This window comes from Butyrivibrio sp. DSM 10294 (assembly GCF_028539135.1).
GTDB lineage: Bacteria > Bacillota > Clostridia > Lachnospirales > Lachnospiraceae > Butyrivibrio.
Window position 1 is genome coordinate 62,329 of the sequence record NZ_JANSWL010000039.1, and the last position, 14,235, is coordinate 76,563.

11 protein-coding genes and 1 other annotated feature are annotated in these 14,235 nt (G+C 46.0%); of the genes, 1 reads left to right on the plus strand and 10 read right to left on the minus strand.

Features of this window, described 5'->3' with window-relative positions; genetic code table 11:
- Window positions 1–26: 26 nt before the first annotated feature.
- From NXH67_RS02505 to NXH67_RS02550, 10 genes are all read right to left on the minus strand, one after another.
- Window positions 27–1,151, minus strand: coding sequence for a hypothetical protein (locus NXH67_RS02505; protein WP_272796255.1), 1,125 nt, complete (start codon window positions 1,149–1,151; stop codon window positions 27–29).
- Window positions 1,152–1,273: 122 nt separating this feature from the next.
- Window positions 1,274–1,444 (minus strand): hypothetical protein, encoded by a 171-nt coding sequence (locus NXH67_RS02510; RefSeq protein ID WP_022777973.1) that lies wholly within the window; start codon window positions 1,442–1,444, stop codon window positions 1,274–1,276.
- Between the two features lie 136 nt (window positions 1,445–1,580).
- Window positions 1,581–2,789 carry an LptM family lipoprotein gene (locus tag NXH67_RS02515; protein ID WP_022777974.1) on the minus strand — a complete coding sequence of 403 codons (1,209 nt, stop codon included), beginning with the start codon at window positions 2,787–2,789 and terminating at the stop codon, window positions 1,581–1,583.
- 173 nt (window positions 2,790–2,962) lie between these two features.
- Window positions 2,963–6,154 carry an isoleucine--tRNA ligase gene (ileS, locus tag NXH67_RS02520; protein ID WP_272796256.1) on the minus strand — a complete coding sequence of 1,064 codons (3,192 nt, stop codon included), beginning with the start codon at window positions 6,152–6,154 and terminating at the stop codon, window positions 2,963–2,965.
- Between the two features lie 172 nt (window positions 6,155–6,326).
- Window positions 6,327–6,567: a binding site (T-box leader), on the minus strand.
- A gap of 47 nt (window positions 6,568–6,614) precedes the next feature.
- The gene (locus NXH67_RS02525; RefSeq protein ID WP_272796257.1) at window positions 6,615–7,457 is read right to left on the minus strand and encodes a metallophosphoesterase; all 843 of its coding nucleotides are present in this window, start codon (window positions 7,455–7,457) and stop codon (window positions 6,615–6,617) included.
- Window position 7,458: 1 nt separating this feature from the next.
- Window positions 7,459–8,943 (minus strand): XAC2610-related protein, encoded by a 1,485-nt coding sequence (locus tag NXH67_RS02530; RefSeq protein WP_272796258.1) that lies wholly within the window; start codon window positions 8,941–8,943, stop codon window positions 7,459–7,461.
- A 227-nt stretch (window positions 8,944–9,170) separates the two neighbouring features.
- A complete protein-coding gene (locus NXH67_RS02535) occupies window positions 9,171–10,328 on the minus strand; it encodes an aminotransferase class I/II-fold pyridoxal phosphate-dependent enzyme (protein WP_022777978.1) in 1,158 nt (385 codons plus the stop codon).
- The gene (locus tag NXH67_RS02540; RefSeq protein ID WP_022777979.1) at window positions 10,325–10,813 is read right to left on the minus strand and encodes an Lrp/AsnC family transcriptional regulator; all 489 of its coding nucleotides are present in this window, start codon (window positions 10,811–10,813) and stop codon (window positions 10,325–10,327) included. The genes NXH67_RS02535 and NXH67_RS02540 overlap by 4 nt, the downstream gene beginning before the upstream one ends.
- 86 nt (window positions 10,814–10,899) lie before the next feature.
- Window positions 10,900–11,832 (minus strand): AIR synthase related protein, encoded by a 933-nt coding sequence (locus tag NXH67_RS02545; RefSeq protein ID WP_272796259.1) that lies wholly within the window; start codon window positions 11,830–11,832, stop codon window positions 10,900–10,902.
- 83 nt (window positions 11,833–11,915) lie between these two features.
- Entirely contained in the window at window positions 11,916–13,520 is a 1,605-nt protein-coding gene (locus NXH67_RS02550; protein WP_022777981.1) for a VanW family protein, read from the minus strand.
- Window positions 13,521–13,583: 63 nt separating this feature from the next.
- On the opposite strand from NXH67_RS02550, the gene NXH67_RS02555 reads away from it, so the two are divergent.
- A complete protein-coding gene (locus NXH67_RS02555) occupies window positions 13,584–14,225 on the plus strand; it encodes a hypothetical protein (protein WP_022777982.1) in 642 nt (213 codons plus the stop codon).
- The last annotated feature ends 10 nt before the right edge of the window (window positions 14,226–14,235 follow it).

Consider the following 14,235-nt stretch of genomic DNA (forward strand, 5'->3'; position numbering starts at 1 on the left):
AATATCAGATTACAGATTCGTCAGATTTACGTCTCAATTAAGGCCTTTACGGAATCCATATCAATTGAAGTGCCCAGCTTGCCATCTATCTCAAGATCACATTCCTCATCAGGGAATAAGCCGACTCTTTTTTCATCATACTTAAATATATTTACATGATCACAGTTATCTGCACTTCCGATAAGTACCAGATCTTCATATCCATCGCCGTTTACATCAAAGCTTGCCACATCTTTAACTTCCATGCGCTTAGAATCATATTCTGCAAAGACGTGATCCTTGGAATTACCATCAACTACAAGGAGCACATATCCGTTCTCATAGCAATATATCTCGCATTTGCTATCGACATACTGTGTAAAAGCCACATCGAACCGGCTCTTTGCCTGCTCTTCCCACAGGATTCTGTTGGATCTTACTACAAGAGTATCTCCTTCTTTCTCAAAGCAAAACTCAGATCTCTTGTCATAGCTTCCATATTCGGTGTTCTCAACAATTACCGTATACACCGGGCCGTCTTTTGCTCCCTCCAGGCATTTGTAGTTATAGAGATAACCTTCTGAGCGCTGAACATAATAGGTATCGTAGGCCTCAACATAGGTCCCTTTATAAGGATTTTTTGCAGACTTATAATCTGTCTTCGTATGCTTTTGAACATATGCCTCCAGATCCGCTCTCTTGATGGAAAGGATATCACCGTACTCCTCAGTACCCGCTGTTTCCAGATAAGCAGCAACTTCCTCATCGCTTGCCTCATTAATCGCTCCGATATCGGCTCCGCAGTACAAAACCCTAGTCCAATCTATATCTTCAGCCGTCTCATAGGCAGTTGTTAAAAAACCATTGTACTCTGCAGATGAAATCTTCTCAGAGATTTCTGTCAGCTCCTCCTCGGAAAGTGCCTCTCCCACAAGCTCATACCCAGATGGAGTCTGCTCAGCTACCAAACTATCTGTATCATTATCTCCTTCGCTGCTCTCAGCCTTAGCTGCCTCATCCGACGTTTCCTGAGGTAACTCCGCAATAATCTGTTCTGCGCTTACCTGTTCCTCGTTATCAACCGGCACACTGCCAGCTGTGTTTGTCTCCGCACAAGCGGTGCAAGCAAGAACCAGCGCCATGCTCATTACTGCCATTAACTTTTTTTTCATAATCAAATCCTCATTTATCCCAAATTATTAGTTCTTAACCACCTTGGCAAAAAGAAGCTCCTCACCTCTCCACTCATCCAAAGAACGGTATTTCATTCCTTTCTTGGAATTGGCAGCTTCAACTACCATGACGCCACCGCCGTCAGAGCAGGAGCCACCTCCATTAAACTTGGATCAAGATTTTCCTTGATTTCTTCTAACTCCGTTGAGCATTTTCTGATTGTTTCTGCTGCTGACCTGAAAGTCTGCACATTGTTTCCTACGCTTTCAGGCTTAATACTAAACTGCGACATTCTTTTTTCTCTCTTTCAGCTGTGATAATTAATCTATACTCTGATCACAGCCAGATAATTTTATCACTTTTATTTCTTCTACCGACTATTTTCTGACGAAACGACTTCGAAATGGGACGAATGACATTACCCTTGATCATTTTACAGCTGAGTATATAAGCTCTGCTTCATCAAAAGAGTTCTTACTGAAGTATACATTTATGCCTTCATCGGTCTTCTCAAATATGTAATAGGAAAAAATGGCTGTATCATCGGCATATACCATCTCGGGATATTCAACATATGCCTTGTTTCCCTTTATCTCTTTGCAGTTGGAGTCATTGGCCTCAAAACGGTAATTCCAATCATCTCCTCCGATATAATCGCTGAATTCTATGAAGGAGTAATCGCCTTCTTCGATGACCAGGATGCCATCAGATCCGTCAAGAGTACATCCCTCATAGGAATAAGTTCCCATGCATTCGGCAAAAAATGTCCTGGGAGTCATGGCACTCTCACTCTCTGGAGCATCACTCTCACCTTCCTGACGCTCTGTGATCATAAGCTCATATTCCTCACCATAAAACACAGCATCTATCTTGGTTCCTTTGTCAGTGATAACTCTCAGGCCATCCTCCATCAGTTCCACATCGTCAATGCGGGCATCCTGGTATTCTGAGCGTCCCTCCAGAAGGGTTTCAATATTTCCCTGCCCGTCGCAGCTGTTTCCGGCAAAAAGATCCCAGGTCTCTCCTGATTTCTTATAAACATAAAACTGTCCAACTGCCATTATTGCTGTAGTGGGTATATAGTCAGCCACCAGTATTTCCTCTGTTCCATCACGGTCCATATCAGCCACCTGAAAATAGTGATAAGAATAGATGGAATTATCAAATTCAGGAGTTGTGATGACAGTCTCGCCACTTTCCTGAATCTCATAGATGAACTTTTCATCCCCGGATTTTCTGCGATAGAGGGAAAGCTTACCGTTTAATGAGGATTCTGCATATCCATCCATGTACTTGGCAAAGTCTCCTTCGCCCTCTTCTCTTGCCATGGCATAGGCATTATCCGTTTTTTCTTCGGCAGTCCTTGTTCCTGTTTCCTCATAACCCTCAAAAGGTCTTGCTGTCTTTACCATAATGTCATAAGCGTATGACGTCTCTTCATTTCGAACCGGTGCTGTCAACTCTTCCTTCGAAGTAGTATCATCTGAAGAAGCCTTATCTGAAGTAGTCTCCTCCAAGAGCTCTCGAAGATCTGACTTCTCAGCTTCAGGCTCAGTTTCTGTCACCGGTACCGCTCCGCAACCGGCCAGCATAGATGCTGCCAAAACAGCTGTTAAAAAACTTATTCTCTTTTTCATTACTTTTTTTACCCCGTTAATTTTTTTATCAACTACTGCCAATTGTAATTGATGCATCCGAATAAATAAGCCTCGGAAACGGTCAGTTAAAACCTGTTAATTCACAAAATAAAGAGAGCTGACTTTTTTGAAAAAGTCAGCCCCCTAAATATTTATCTTATGTCTTCAGATAATTAAACCTTCTCAACGCCGATAGTAACCTTCTCGCCGTTGATATCCCACTCTTTTGCGTTAGCAACGTCAGATCCGTATACCACCTCGTTTGCAAGGACCTTGGTGGAGATGCTGCTCTCGTTGGCCTTAACAATCTCAGCAAGCTTGTCGTTACCGTTAAGTGAAACCTTGATGTGATCCATTACTTCGAAGCCTGAATCCTTACGCATGGTCTGAACCTTACTGATAACCTCAAGGACGAAACCTTCCTTGATAAGCTCCTCTGAAAGGTTGGTATCAAGAACCACTGTGATTCCCCAGTTCTCCTGAGAAATGAAGCCTTCCTTCTGAGCCATCTCGATAAGGAGATCCTCCTTGACAAGCTCTACGTCAACGTCGTTGACATTGAACTTGATGGAGCCGTTAGTGCCTAGCTCATCCATGGTTGCATTTCCGTCGAGAGTCTCAAGGTAAGCCTTGATTGCTCCGATGTTCTTACCATACTTAGGTCCCAAGGTCTTAAGCTGTGGCTTGAAGGTGTAGCTTGTAAAGTCGCGAACGTCATCTGTGAAGGCAACATTCTTAACATTGAGCTCTTCTCTGATGATATCTGTGTAGAACTCACCTACTGTCTGCTCAGCCTTAACATACATCTGTCCGATAGGCTGACGGTTCTTGATGTTGGCTGCATTTCTGCCGGCACGTCCAAGAACTACGATATCAAGAACTTCCTCCATGTCCTTCTCAAGCTTAGCGTCGATGAGAGACTCATCTACTGCAGGGAAGTCGCAAAGGTGGATTGATTCAGGTGCATCTGCAAAGCTCTTTCTTACAAGGTTCTGGTAGATCTGCTCTGTCATGAAAGGAACCATGGGAGCAGCTGCCTTGGATACTGTAACAAGAGCTGTGTAAAGTGTCATGTAAGCAGAGATCTTGTCCTGCTCCATTCCCTTAGCCCAGAATCTCTCACGGCTGCGGCGTACATACCAGTTGGACATCTCGTCTACAAAGTTGTCAAGAGCCTTACCAGCCTCAGGAATTCTGTAGTTATTAAGGTTCTCATCTACAGCTTTTACGCAGCTGTTAAGCTTACTAAGAAGCCACTTGTCCATAACGGTGAGCTTATCAAGCTCCAGCTTGTAGTTAGCTGCATCGAATCCGTCGATATTAGCATACAGTGTGAAGAATGCGTAGGTGTTCCACAGTGTACCAAGGAACTTGCGCTGTCCTTCCATAACAGCATCTCCTGAGAATCTTGAAGGAAGCCAGGGTGCTGAGTTGGTGTAGAAATACCATCTGATGGCATCTGCACCGTATTTCTCAAGAGCGTCGAAAGGATCAACGGCGTTGCCCTTGGACTTACTCATCTTCTGTCCGTTCTCATCCTGAACAAGACCAAGAACGATAACGTTCTTAAATGCAGGCTTGTTGAAAAGAAGTGTAGCCTCTGCGTGAAGTGAGTAGAACCATCCTCTGGTCTGATCTACAGCCTCTGAGATGAACTCAGCAGGGAACTGCTTCTCGAAGAGCTCCTTGTTCTCAAATGGATAGTGGAGCTGTGCAAAAGGCATTGCTCCTGAATCAAACCAGCAGTCGATAACCTCTTTTACCCTGTGCATCTTCTTACCGCACTTAGGGCAGGTGATCTCGAACTGATCGATATAGGGCCTATGAAGCTCTGTAGTCTCAGCGGACGGGTCTCCTGAAAGCTCAGCCAGCTCTTTTCTAGAACCTACTGAAAGCTGGTGACCGCAGTCATCACACTCCCAGATATTAAGAGGTGTTCCCCAGTATCTGTCACGGGAGATACCCCAATCCTGGATGTTCTCCAGCCAGTCGCCGAAACGTCCCTTACCGATTGACTCGGGAACCCAGTTGATCTCTTTGTTATTGCGGATAAGATCGTCCTTTACCTCTGTAACCTTGATGAACCATGATGAACGAGCATAGTAGATAAGAGGTGTTGAACATCTCCAGCAGTGAGGATAATCGTGCTCCATCTTAGGTGCAGAGAAGAGAAGACTTCTGCTGTCGAGGTCCTTAAGTACCTCAGGATCGGCACTTACTGCACCCTCATCGATTTCCTTCTGAGTGGGCTTACATCTGTAGCCTGCAAAAGGAGTCTCAGGCTTAAGGCGGCCTTCGCCGTCAACCATCTGTACAAGAGGAGCGTCGTACTTACGACCAACTCTTGCGTCGTCTTCACCGAAGGCGGGAGCGATATGTACGATACCGGTACCGTCTGACATAGTTACATAGTTGTCGCAGTAGATGAAGAAGCACTTCTTGTGCTGCTTCTCAGCCTCGTCAGCTGCGCACTGGTAAAGAGGCTCATATTCCTTATACTCAAGGTCTGTTCCAACGTAGGTTTCAAGAACCTCGTAGGCCTTCTGACCTTCCTCTTTTGCCAGAGAGCCAAGAACTGTATCAGCCAGAGCCTCTGCAAGGTAATATGTATAGCCGTCTGCTGCCTTAACCTTAACGTACTTCTCGTCAGGGTTTACGCAGAGGCCGATGTTTGAAGGAAGTGTCCAGGGTGTGGTTGTCCATGCAAGGAAATATGCATCCTCGCCCTTAACCTTGAAGCGAACAACAGCTGTGCGCTCCTTAAGAACCTTGTAGCCCTGTGCTACCTCGTGAGATGAAAGAGGGGTACCACAGCGAGGGCAGTAAGGAACTACCTTGAAGCCCTTGTAGAGAAGACCCTTTTTCCAGATCTCGTTAAGAGCCCACCACTCGGACTCAATGAAATTGTCATCATAGGTGATGTAGGGGTGCTCCATATCAGCCCAGAAACCTACTGTGCCGGAGAAATCCTCCCACATTCCCTTGTATTTCCATACGGATTCCTTACATTTTTTGATGAAAGGCTCCATACCGTACTCTTCGATCTGCTCCTTGCCGTCAAGGCCAAGAAGCTTCTCAACCTCAAGCTCAACAGGAAGACCGTGTGTGTCCCAGCCTGCCTTACGGGGAACTGTATAACCCTTCATGGTTCTGTAACGAGGAATCATATCCTTGATGGCACGGGTAAGCACGTGTCCGATGTGGGGCTTACCGTTAGCTGTAGGGGGTCCGTCATAGAACATATACATCTCGCCCTTGCTTCTTGTGTCCACACTCTTCTGGAATATGTTTTCTTTTTTCCAGAACTCTTCAATCTGTTTTTCTCTGCCGACAAAATTCATGTCAGTTTCGACTTTGTTATACATACTCTCTCCTTTCATCACACGCGTATGAATCAGCCCCAAACTCGGAAATGACAAGCATTTCCTCGTTCGTGTTACTCGCCATATATTGATGTACAAATGCATGCCAGCATGTATTTGTACATCACTGCATGGCTCTGCTTCACACGCAAATATAAAAAGCCCCGTCCCTTGTAAAAAGGACGAGGCTAATAATATACTTCGTTGTACCACCTGTTTACACATACGCGCCGCAGAACTGCGGTTGAATACGCGCTTCGTTAACGCCAAAGCCAACGTCGGAATCTACTGATATTACCTTCAATCCCGCAGCTCAGAAGTGATTTTCACCTGGTAGTTACTTGCACTGCCTCGCACCTTCCGGCAGCTCTCTGGAGCTTTCCCTTACCTGTTACTGTCTTCGTCACAGCCTTTATTACATATTGCACACATTCTACTACTAATATAAAAAATATGCAAGTTCCTATATTTCAATCATCACAATCTCCGGATGATTAAAAAATCTGGGGTAGGGCATGCGCTCTCTGCAAAGGCCTCTGCTGACTACCATATTGGTTCCGTTACTGAGGGTGTAGAGACCGTCCACATATTTAGGCCAATATCCCTGATCCGGAGCCAAGGTTCCAAGGCCGGTAAAAGGATTTATCCACTGTCCGCCGTGGGCGTGTCCGCAGACCACAAGGTCAAAATTGTAGTCATCATAGAAATCTACCCTCTCCGGTCTGTGAGATAAGAGGATCTTGTAATTATCTGATCCTGAATATGCACCGTCCAGCTGAGCTCTCCATTCATCATCTGACATGTAGGTAGGATCATCAACGCCGCATATTTCATAGGTTTTCCCCTTGATCTCGATGGTTTCGAAGTTGCCTTCAAGAACAGTAACGCCTATGCCCCGCAGATATTCCTTCCACTCATCCATGCTGTCACTCCAGAACTCATGATTACCCGCAACGTAAAAGCATGGATATGAATCAGCAATCTGCTCCAGAAATATCTTGGCATTCTTATCGCCAAACTTGTTGTCAAAAATATCTCCGGACAGCAGCACTGCATCTGCCTTTCCCTTCTTAAGCATCTTTACAAGAGTCTTCTGGTTTTTTCCGTAATAACAGGAATGAAGATCTGTCACCAATGCAAAGCGGGCAGGCTGCTCTTGTTCATTGCCGCCGTCATCAATATGAATCTCCTCCGTAACAGGAATCTCAAACCATAATACAAATACGATTATGAAAAGGATAATATTCCTGAAAATATGTCGTTTTTTCTTCTTGGATTTCTTATGTGTTTTCTTTTCTTCAGCCATATTATTTCTCCACAAATTCTCCATTGTCATAAATGTAGCTATGCTCACTGCCGTCATAGCCCATACCGGTAATGCACTGTGCTTCCTCATCTATTCTATAGTCAGGTATGTTCTCGAATGACTTCACGTATGTAAATTCGCCATTGTCATAGACATAAGCACAATGTACTAAGCAGTTCCCCGCAGCTCCCAAAGATATCACGATGTCCTCGTGACCATCAAAGGTAACGTCTATGTATTCGCAGCTAAAGTCGCAGCCGCTATTAACATATCTGTCGGAGCTGACATCATCTTTTTTAGATGGGTAAAAAACGCCCGTGTAGGTGCCATCAGCAAAGAAGCAGTCAAAGAAATGATAATACTCTCCTTCAACCTCGTAGGGCCTCTGAATGCCAATGTGATAGCATTCCTTTGCTTCATCAACAAAGCCTGCATTCATGACATCGCCATCAGCCAATCCCTCAACATCTCTTAACATGAGAGCCTGCAGATTAAGCATTTCAATGGCCAGCAGTTTAAAACGATGTTCCCTAAGGGCCAAGGCTTTGTCTGAGTTTCCTGATACGCTCTCCTCAAGCTCATTCATAAGTTTGGTAAGGCGAACGTAATTAACTACATAAGGGCTTCCATCGGACTCTTCAGAGCCAATCTCCTTCATGATCTTGGCACTGTCGGCTGCAATATTACGCCATTCATGCTCACCCATGGTCAGAAGTCCTGTCTCCTCGACCATCTCCACGAAATCAGAACCTGCCTCCATGCACACAGAGACGTCCTCAAAATCATATCCTTGTACGCTACTAAGGTCAGTATCCTCCGAAAGGACACTAAGTGTAAGCTTGTTGCTTCCTGTAACCTCATACTCAAGAGCCATCAGTGCTCCTTCGAACAGCTCGTACTTGCAGGCGGCGACATCTGTTTCCATCTCACGGTACATACTTCCGTGTATGTATCCGTCTGCATCGTACAATTCTCCCCAGAGCTTACGGTATCTTGTATCGAAATCAGACCACTGTGCCTCTATCTCATCCAGTTTTTCCTTATCGGAATCGCTAAGCTTCCCCGATTCCTTGAGTGAAGCGATGGTTCCTTCTATCTTCTCGTTCCACACTTCACTCTGAAATCCAATATATTCGCCTTTTTCAGCTAGAGCAAGCTTTGCATCAATACTGGTCAGCATAAGGTTCTTGTAGAACTCATCGCTGTCACACATGAACAATTCACTGCCAGCAGAATATCTTGTAACATATGCCTCGCCAAGATCAGTCGAAGCCACTGTTCCCGTAGTATCTTCAGCATCTGCCTCCACCACGTTATCAGCTTCCTGCGAGGACTCCTGCCCGGAACCAAGTTGTGAAATCAACTCCTCCACCGCCTCTTTGGCTTCTGCTTCATTATTTCTGTCATCATTCCCCTTTGCCCCACAGCCCATTGCTGTTCCTGCCATACTCATGCACAGTAAAAGGGCGATAATCCTGTTTTTCATTCCATATCTCCTTAGCTTATTACGCTCATAAACATCTTATAGCTAGAGAATAATACAACACTATGGGATGTAAAACCACAATTATTTCCAATTAACAGTGTTGATTACCGCAAAAACAGCAATAAAGGGGCCTGTCCCCATTAACAAACTGTGAACAACAATGAACTCCGCCAGTCTGTGAAGTTCACAATTTGTTGATGGAGACAGGCCCCTTAGTGGCTCTATCATTAAAATTTAGAAATAAATCTCTCCAGTCGTCCCATTGCTGTCTTGAGGTTCTCAAGGGAGTAGGCGTAGGAGATACGGATGTAGCCCTCACCGCAGTCGCCGAAGGCACTGCCGGGAACTACCGCCAGTTTCTCTTCCTGAAGGAGTCTGGTGCAGAATTCGTCGCTGCTCATACCGAACTTCTTGATGCAGGGAAATACGTAGAATGCTCCGTAAGGCTCAAAGCAGGGAAGACCAAGTCTCTTGAACTCATTCAGAAGATATCTTCTTCTCCTGTTGTACTCCTCGCGCATAACCTTAACATCCTCGTCGCCGTTCTTAAGTGCCTCTACCGCAGCATACTGGCTGGTGGTGGGAGCGCACATGATGGCGTACTGATGGATCTTGACCATCTGCTTCATGATAACTTCCGGTCCGCAGGCGTAGCCAAGTCTCCAGCCGGTCATGGCATAGGCCTTGGAAAAACCGTTGATGAGAATAGTTCTCTCTCTCATTCCCGGAAGGGATGCGATGGATACGTGCTTACTCTTGTAGGAAAGCTCTCCGTATATCTCATCTGACAAAACATAGAGGTCCTTTTCGATGACAACCTTGGCGATTTTCTCCAGGTCCTCTTTTTCCATGATGGCACCTGTGGGATTGTTGGGGAAAGGCAGTACAAGAATCTTGGTCTTGTCCGTTACCTTCTCCAGAACCTCCTCAGCGGTCAGACGGAATTCATTTTCCTCTTTTAACTCAATAATAACGGGCTTGGCATCTGCCAAAATAGCACAGGGCTCGTAGGATACGTAGCTGGGCTGCGGGATAAGAACCTCATCCCCGGGATCTATCATTGCGCGGAAAGCCAGATCGATTGCCTCGGATCCACCAACAGTGATGAACACCTCGCTCATAGGATCATAGTCGATTCCCTGAGTTCTCTTAATATAATTCGAAACCTCTTTTCTAAGCTCAATAAGTCCTGAATTGGAGGTGTAGAAGGTTCTGCCCTTCTCCAGTGAATAAATGCCCTCGTCTCTTATGTGCCAGGGCGTATCGAAGTCCGGCTCGCCGACACCAAGCGAAATAGCCCCCTCTGTCTCATGAACTATGTCAAAAAACTTCCTGATACCCGAGGGCTTGATGTCTACAACTTTACTTCCTATGGGATTTCTCATAATGACATCATCTCCCTTGTATCTTCGTACTGCTTGGCCAGTATTGTTCCGTGGTCCTTGTATTTCTTAAGGATGAAATGGGTGGCTGTGCTCTGAACGGTATCAAGAACTGCCAGCTTGTTGTTAACAAAACCCGCAACCTCCTGAAGACTCTTGCCCTCAACGATTACCATAAGGTCAAAGCCGCCGCTCATAAGATAAACACTGGTTACCTCGGGATATTTATAGATTCTCTCAGCGATGCTGTCAAAGCCAAGGCCTCTTGTGGGAGTAACCTTAACCTCGATAAGTGCATCTACTCTCTCGATATCAGTCTTGGACCAGTCGATCATTGTGTTGAATCCGCAGATAACGCCCTCTTCCTCCATGGCTTTAAGCTCATTAGCCACAGTGATCTCCTCTGCTCCGATCAAAACCGCAAGCTCCTTGATTTCGATGCGGCTGTTTTTCTCAATAACTTTAAGGATTTCTTCTCTTGTCCCCATTAATAATCTCCTATTTAAACACTCGTCTACGCTACTTTCTTTTAATCTTACTATACTTTAGTACATTACTAAAGCGGCAATTTCCCTCAGCCCAAAACCTTGTGTATTTCGTCAGTCTGAGGCATGTCAAGGAACCTGGTCTCGTCATTATTTACAATGATCTTGTCGTTCCCTTCCTGCAAAAAACCCACCACTGCCGCGGGAATTCCTTCTTCCCTGAGGGCATCTGCAAGCCTCTCACCGTCATCTGCGGTAAAAAGAAGTGCGCCTCCTGACAATAGCTGATATGGATTGATCTCAAAAAATTCGCAGATCTCAATTGTTTCCTGTCTGATGGGAATTGCCTTTAAATCCACTTTCAGACCGCAGCCTGCTCTACCTGACAGCTCCCAGAGTGCGGCAAAAATACCGCCGTTTGAAGCGTCATGGATACTCAAGGCTCCGGCCTTCATCGCGACTGCAGCCTCTCTGCCGATATTTACCATTTCTTTAAACCTGACAGCGCCGTCAATAAAGGGTGCAGGGTATCTGGTTATAAGCTCGTCATAGCGATCCTTTGCCAACATGGCTGTGCTCTCAAGGCCTGCCCACTTGCTGATGACAATGGCCTGTCCGGCCTTACCCTTAGCTTCAAAAAAGGTCTTCTCCTCATCTGAAGTTCCTTCCGCATAGCCTACGCAGGTTGCGGTAATAACCGGTCTGTTCACTGCAGTTGTAACCTCTGTGTGACCTCCGGCGTAGGGTACACCTGCTTCTTTGCAGGCTTCAAGACAGTCTGCTACTATTTTCTTAAGTGCCTGCTCCTCTGAATCGGGATCAAGCAGCACCGAAACTGTCACATGATCCGGTGTGATTCCCTGGCATACAATACTGTTAATTGCCTTGGTTACCGCATAGAAGCCGGCATCCGTCGCATCCGCCGTCATGGGGCTTGTGGCGGAAAAAACCCGTCTATTTGAAGAAAAAGCGCAGTCTGTCCCTACAGCTGCGCTCGCATTCTTTTTGTATTCTGTCTTCAATGGCTTCAAAACTGAGCGTTTCAAAGCGTTCTCTGTTATTTTTCCGATTCTCATATCAAGATCACTCGTTTATCAGGTAATGATTACCCGTTGCTGTTAACTGACTCCAGGTCCTCTGACGGTGCCTCAGCCTGAGCGGCTGCTGCCTGAGCGGCTGCTGCCTGGGCGGCAAGCTGTGCGTTGGCGGCGTTCACCGCATCCTGGGCTGCCTGATTGGCGGCTGCTGCATTCTCTGTGCCTGCGGCCTGTCTTGCTCCGAGGATTGCACCTGCCACGGCCTTGACCGTGTTGACATCGCCTGTTGCTACCGCTGTGTTAAGCTGTGCCATTGCACCATCATCAGCGCCTGCGGTTCCGATGGTCACGATTCTGGGCACCATCTTGTAGGTGCTGCTGTTTACCACAGTCTTCTCTGTTACAACACCGTCTTCCTTAACAACCTTCCAGAGCTGTGCCTTATAGCCGACGTGAGCTGACTGAACGCCCACATAGCCAACGCCCTGTGATCCGTCAAATCTGAAATCATCGGCGGAAGCTGGAATCGTCTCAAGAACCTCACTCTCATAAGATACCTGATGGCTGGCAGGTCTTGTCTCAACTCCGTACACAGTGAAGGTAATGTGCTTATCCGGCGTTGTGTATCCGTCTATATAAATAGGATGTTCCGTATTATTAACAAATCTGAAGTTCTTACCTCCGGACTCGGCAATAGCCGCATCTGCGGAAGGTGAAACATAGTTGACGATCATAGAATGGTTATGACGCTCTGTAACTTCAAGCTCTGCCAAGAGAACTGCGTTGTAAAGCGTTGTTGAAACCTGGCAGATACCGCCACCAACACTCTCAACCACAAGTCCGTTGAGGTATGAGCCTGCGGGAAAATATCCGTTGGCCTCAGTAAAAGGAGTAATCTTATCAAGTACTGAAAGTTCCTCCCCGGGATAGATCGTTGTTCCGTTTAAAAGTGAGCAGCCGTTGGCAACATTGGCACTTCTGGCTGAACCCGAGGTTTTATAGCTGGTGGTGAAGGTACCAAGGACATCCTTGACCATGGCAAGTTCTTCATGGCTTCCGAGGGGCTTGTCCTCTTTTACGGAGAGCTGAATATGCTCTGCATCTTCGCTCCACTCGCTGCTGATAACATTTTTGATAACATTGGCGGATTCATCTGTATCGACCAGGTAACCGATCTGACCGTCTGATATATTGAATCCCTCTTCGGTTCTGGATAAGGTGAAGTTAACCTTCTCTTTATTAAAGCTCTCGCTGCATCTTCCCAGTACTTCCTGCAGAGCCTCATTGTTATAGGAAAGCTTGAGCTCGTAAACCTGATTGGACTTCTCAAGGTCCTTAAGCGCCTTGTATCTCTGAACGATATTGCCCTGATGTCCGAGCTGATAAGCCTGATTGGCAACAAACCTGTTGTCCCAGGCGATACCAAGATCTGCGCCTGTAATTGTTATGGATTGATCCGCTGAAGCTTCAAGCACAAGCTCTCTGTCCCTTAGCTGCTGGACTCTGCTGTCAACGGCAGCTTGAGCTTCACTCACTGTCATGCCTGAAACATCCACGGTTCCGATATAAACACCGTTTGCGATAGTCCTTGAATCAGCTGCCTGTGAGCACACTCCCGGCAATAGGAATGTCAGCAGTATCACAAGAACCGCTCCGCCAAAAAATTTTTTCATAATGCTTCCTCTGTGCTATTATGTAAAAAGAGAATCCATGATTTTACTGAAAGGATATTATAGATGAAATTCCCCATTTTAGCAAGCTTCATACTGATGTGCGTATTCGCTGCAATCGGCATGAGAAGGACCTCCAGAAAGTTTGAACAAAAAGAACAAAATTTCTGGGACAGAGAACGTGAATCCAATAATGTCAGAAAAAAAAGTCTGGATGCCCTTGAGTACATTCACATCCCTGTTGACCTTCTTCCCTTCGGAACAGCTGAGGACAACGCAACGCTTGAAGCTGCAGAAGAGGAAGTTCTTGCTCTCAAAGACGAAAAGATCGTGAATTTTACTGGAATTACCAACACAGATCTCAAACTGGAATACGGAACAGCCAATATCACTGCTCTTTCACAGTATGATCAGAACTATACAGCCCTTGTGGTATCCCTGCAGAAATGGGGCGAAGCCCTCTACAACGCAGGCCGCTTCGAGGATGCCTGTCATGTTCTGGAATTTGCTGTCAAAACAAGAACAGACATCTCTGCAACCTACAGACTTCTTATAGATATGTACAAGACCAAGCTTGGCTACAACGAAGCCAGGATAAAGGAAAAGCTTGAAGGTCTCCTTCCTATAGCCAAGAACTTAAATGCCCTCAGCCGCAATCAGATACTGAATATGCTGGCAGCCGAGGGAGTTGAACCGCAGCCTGAATGAATGGGGTGGT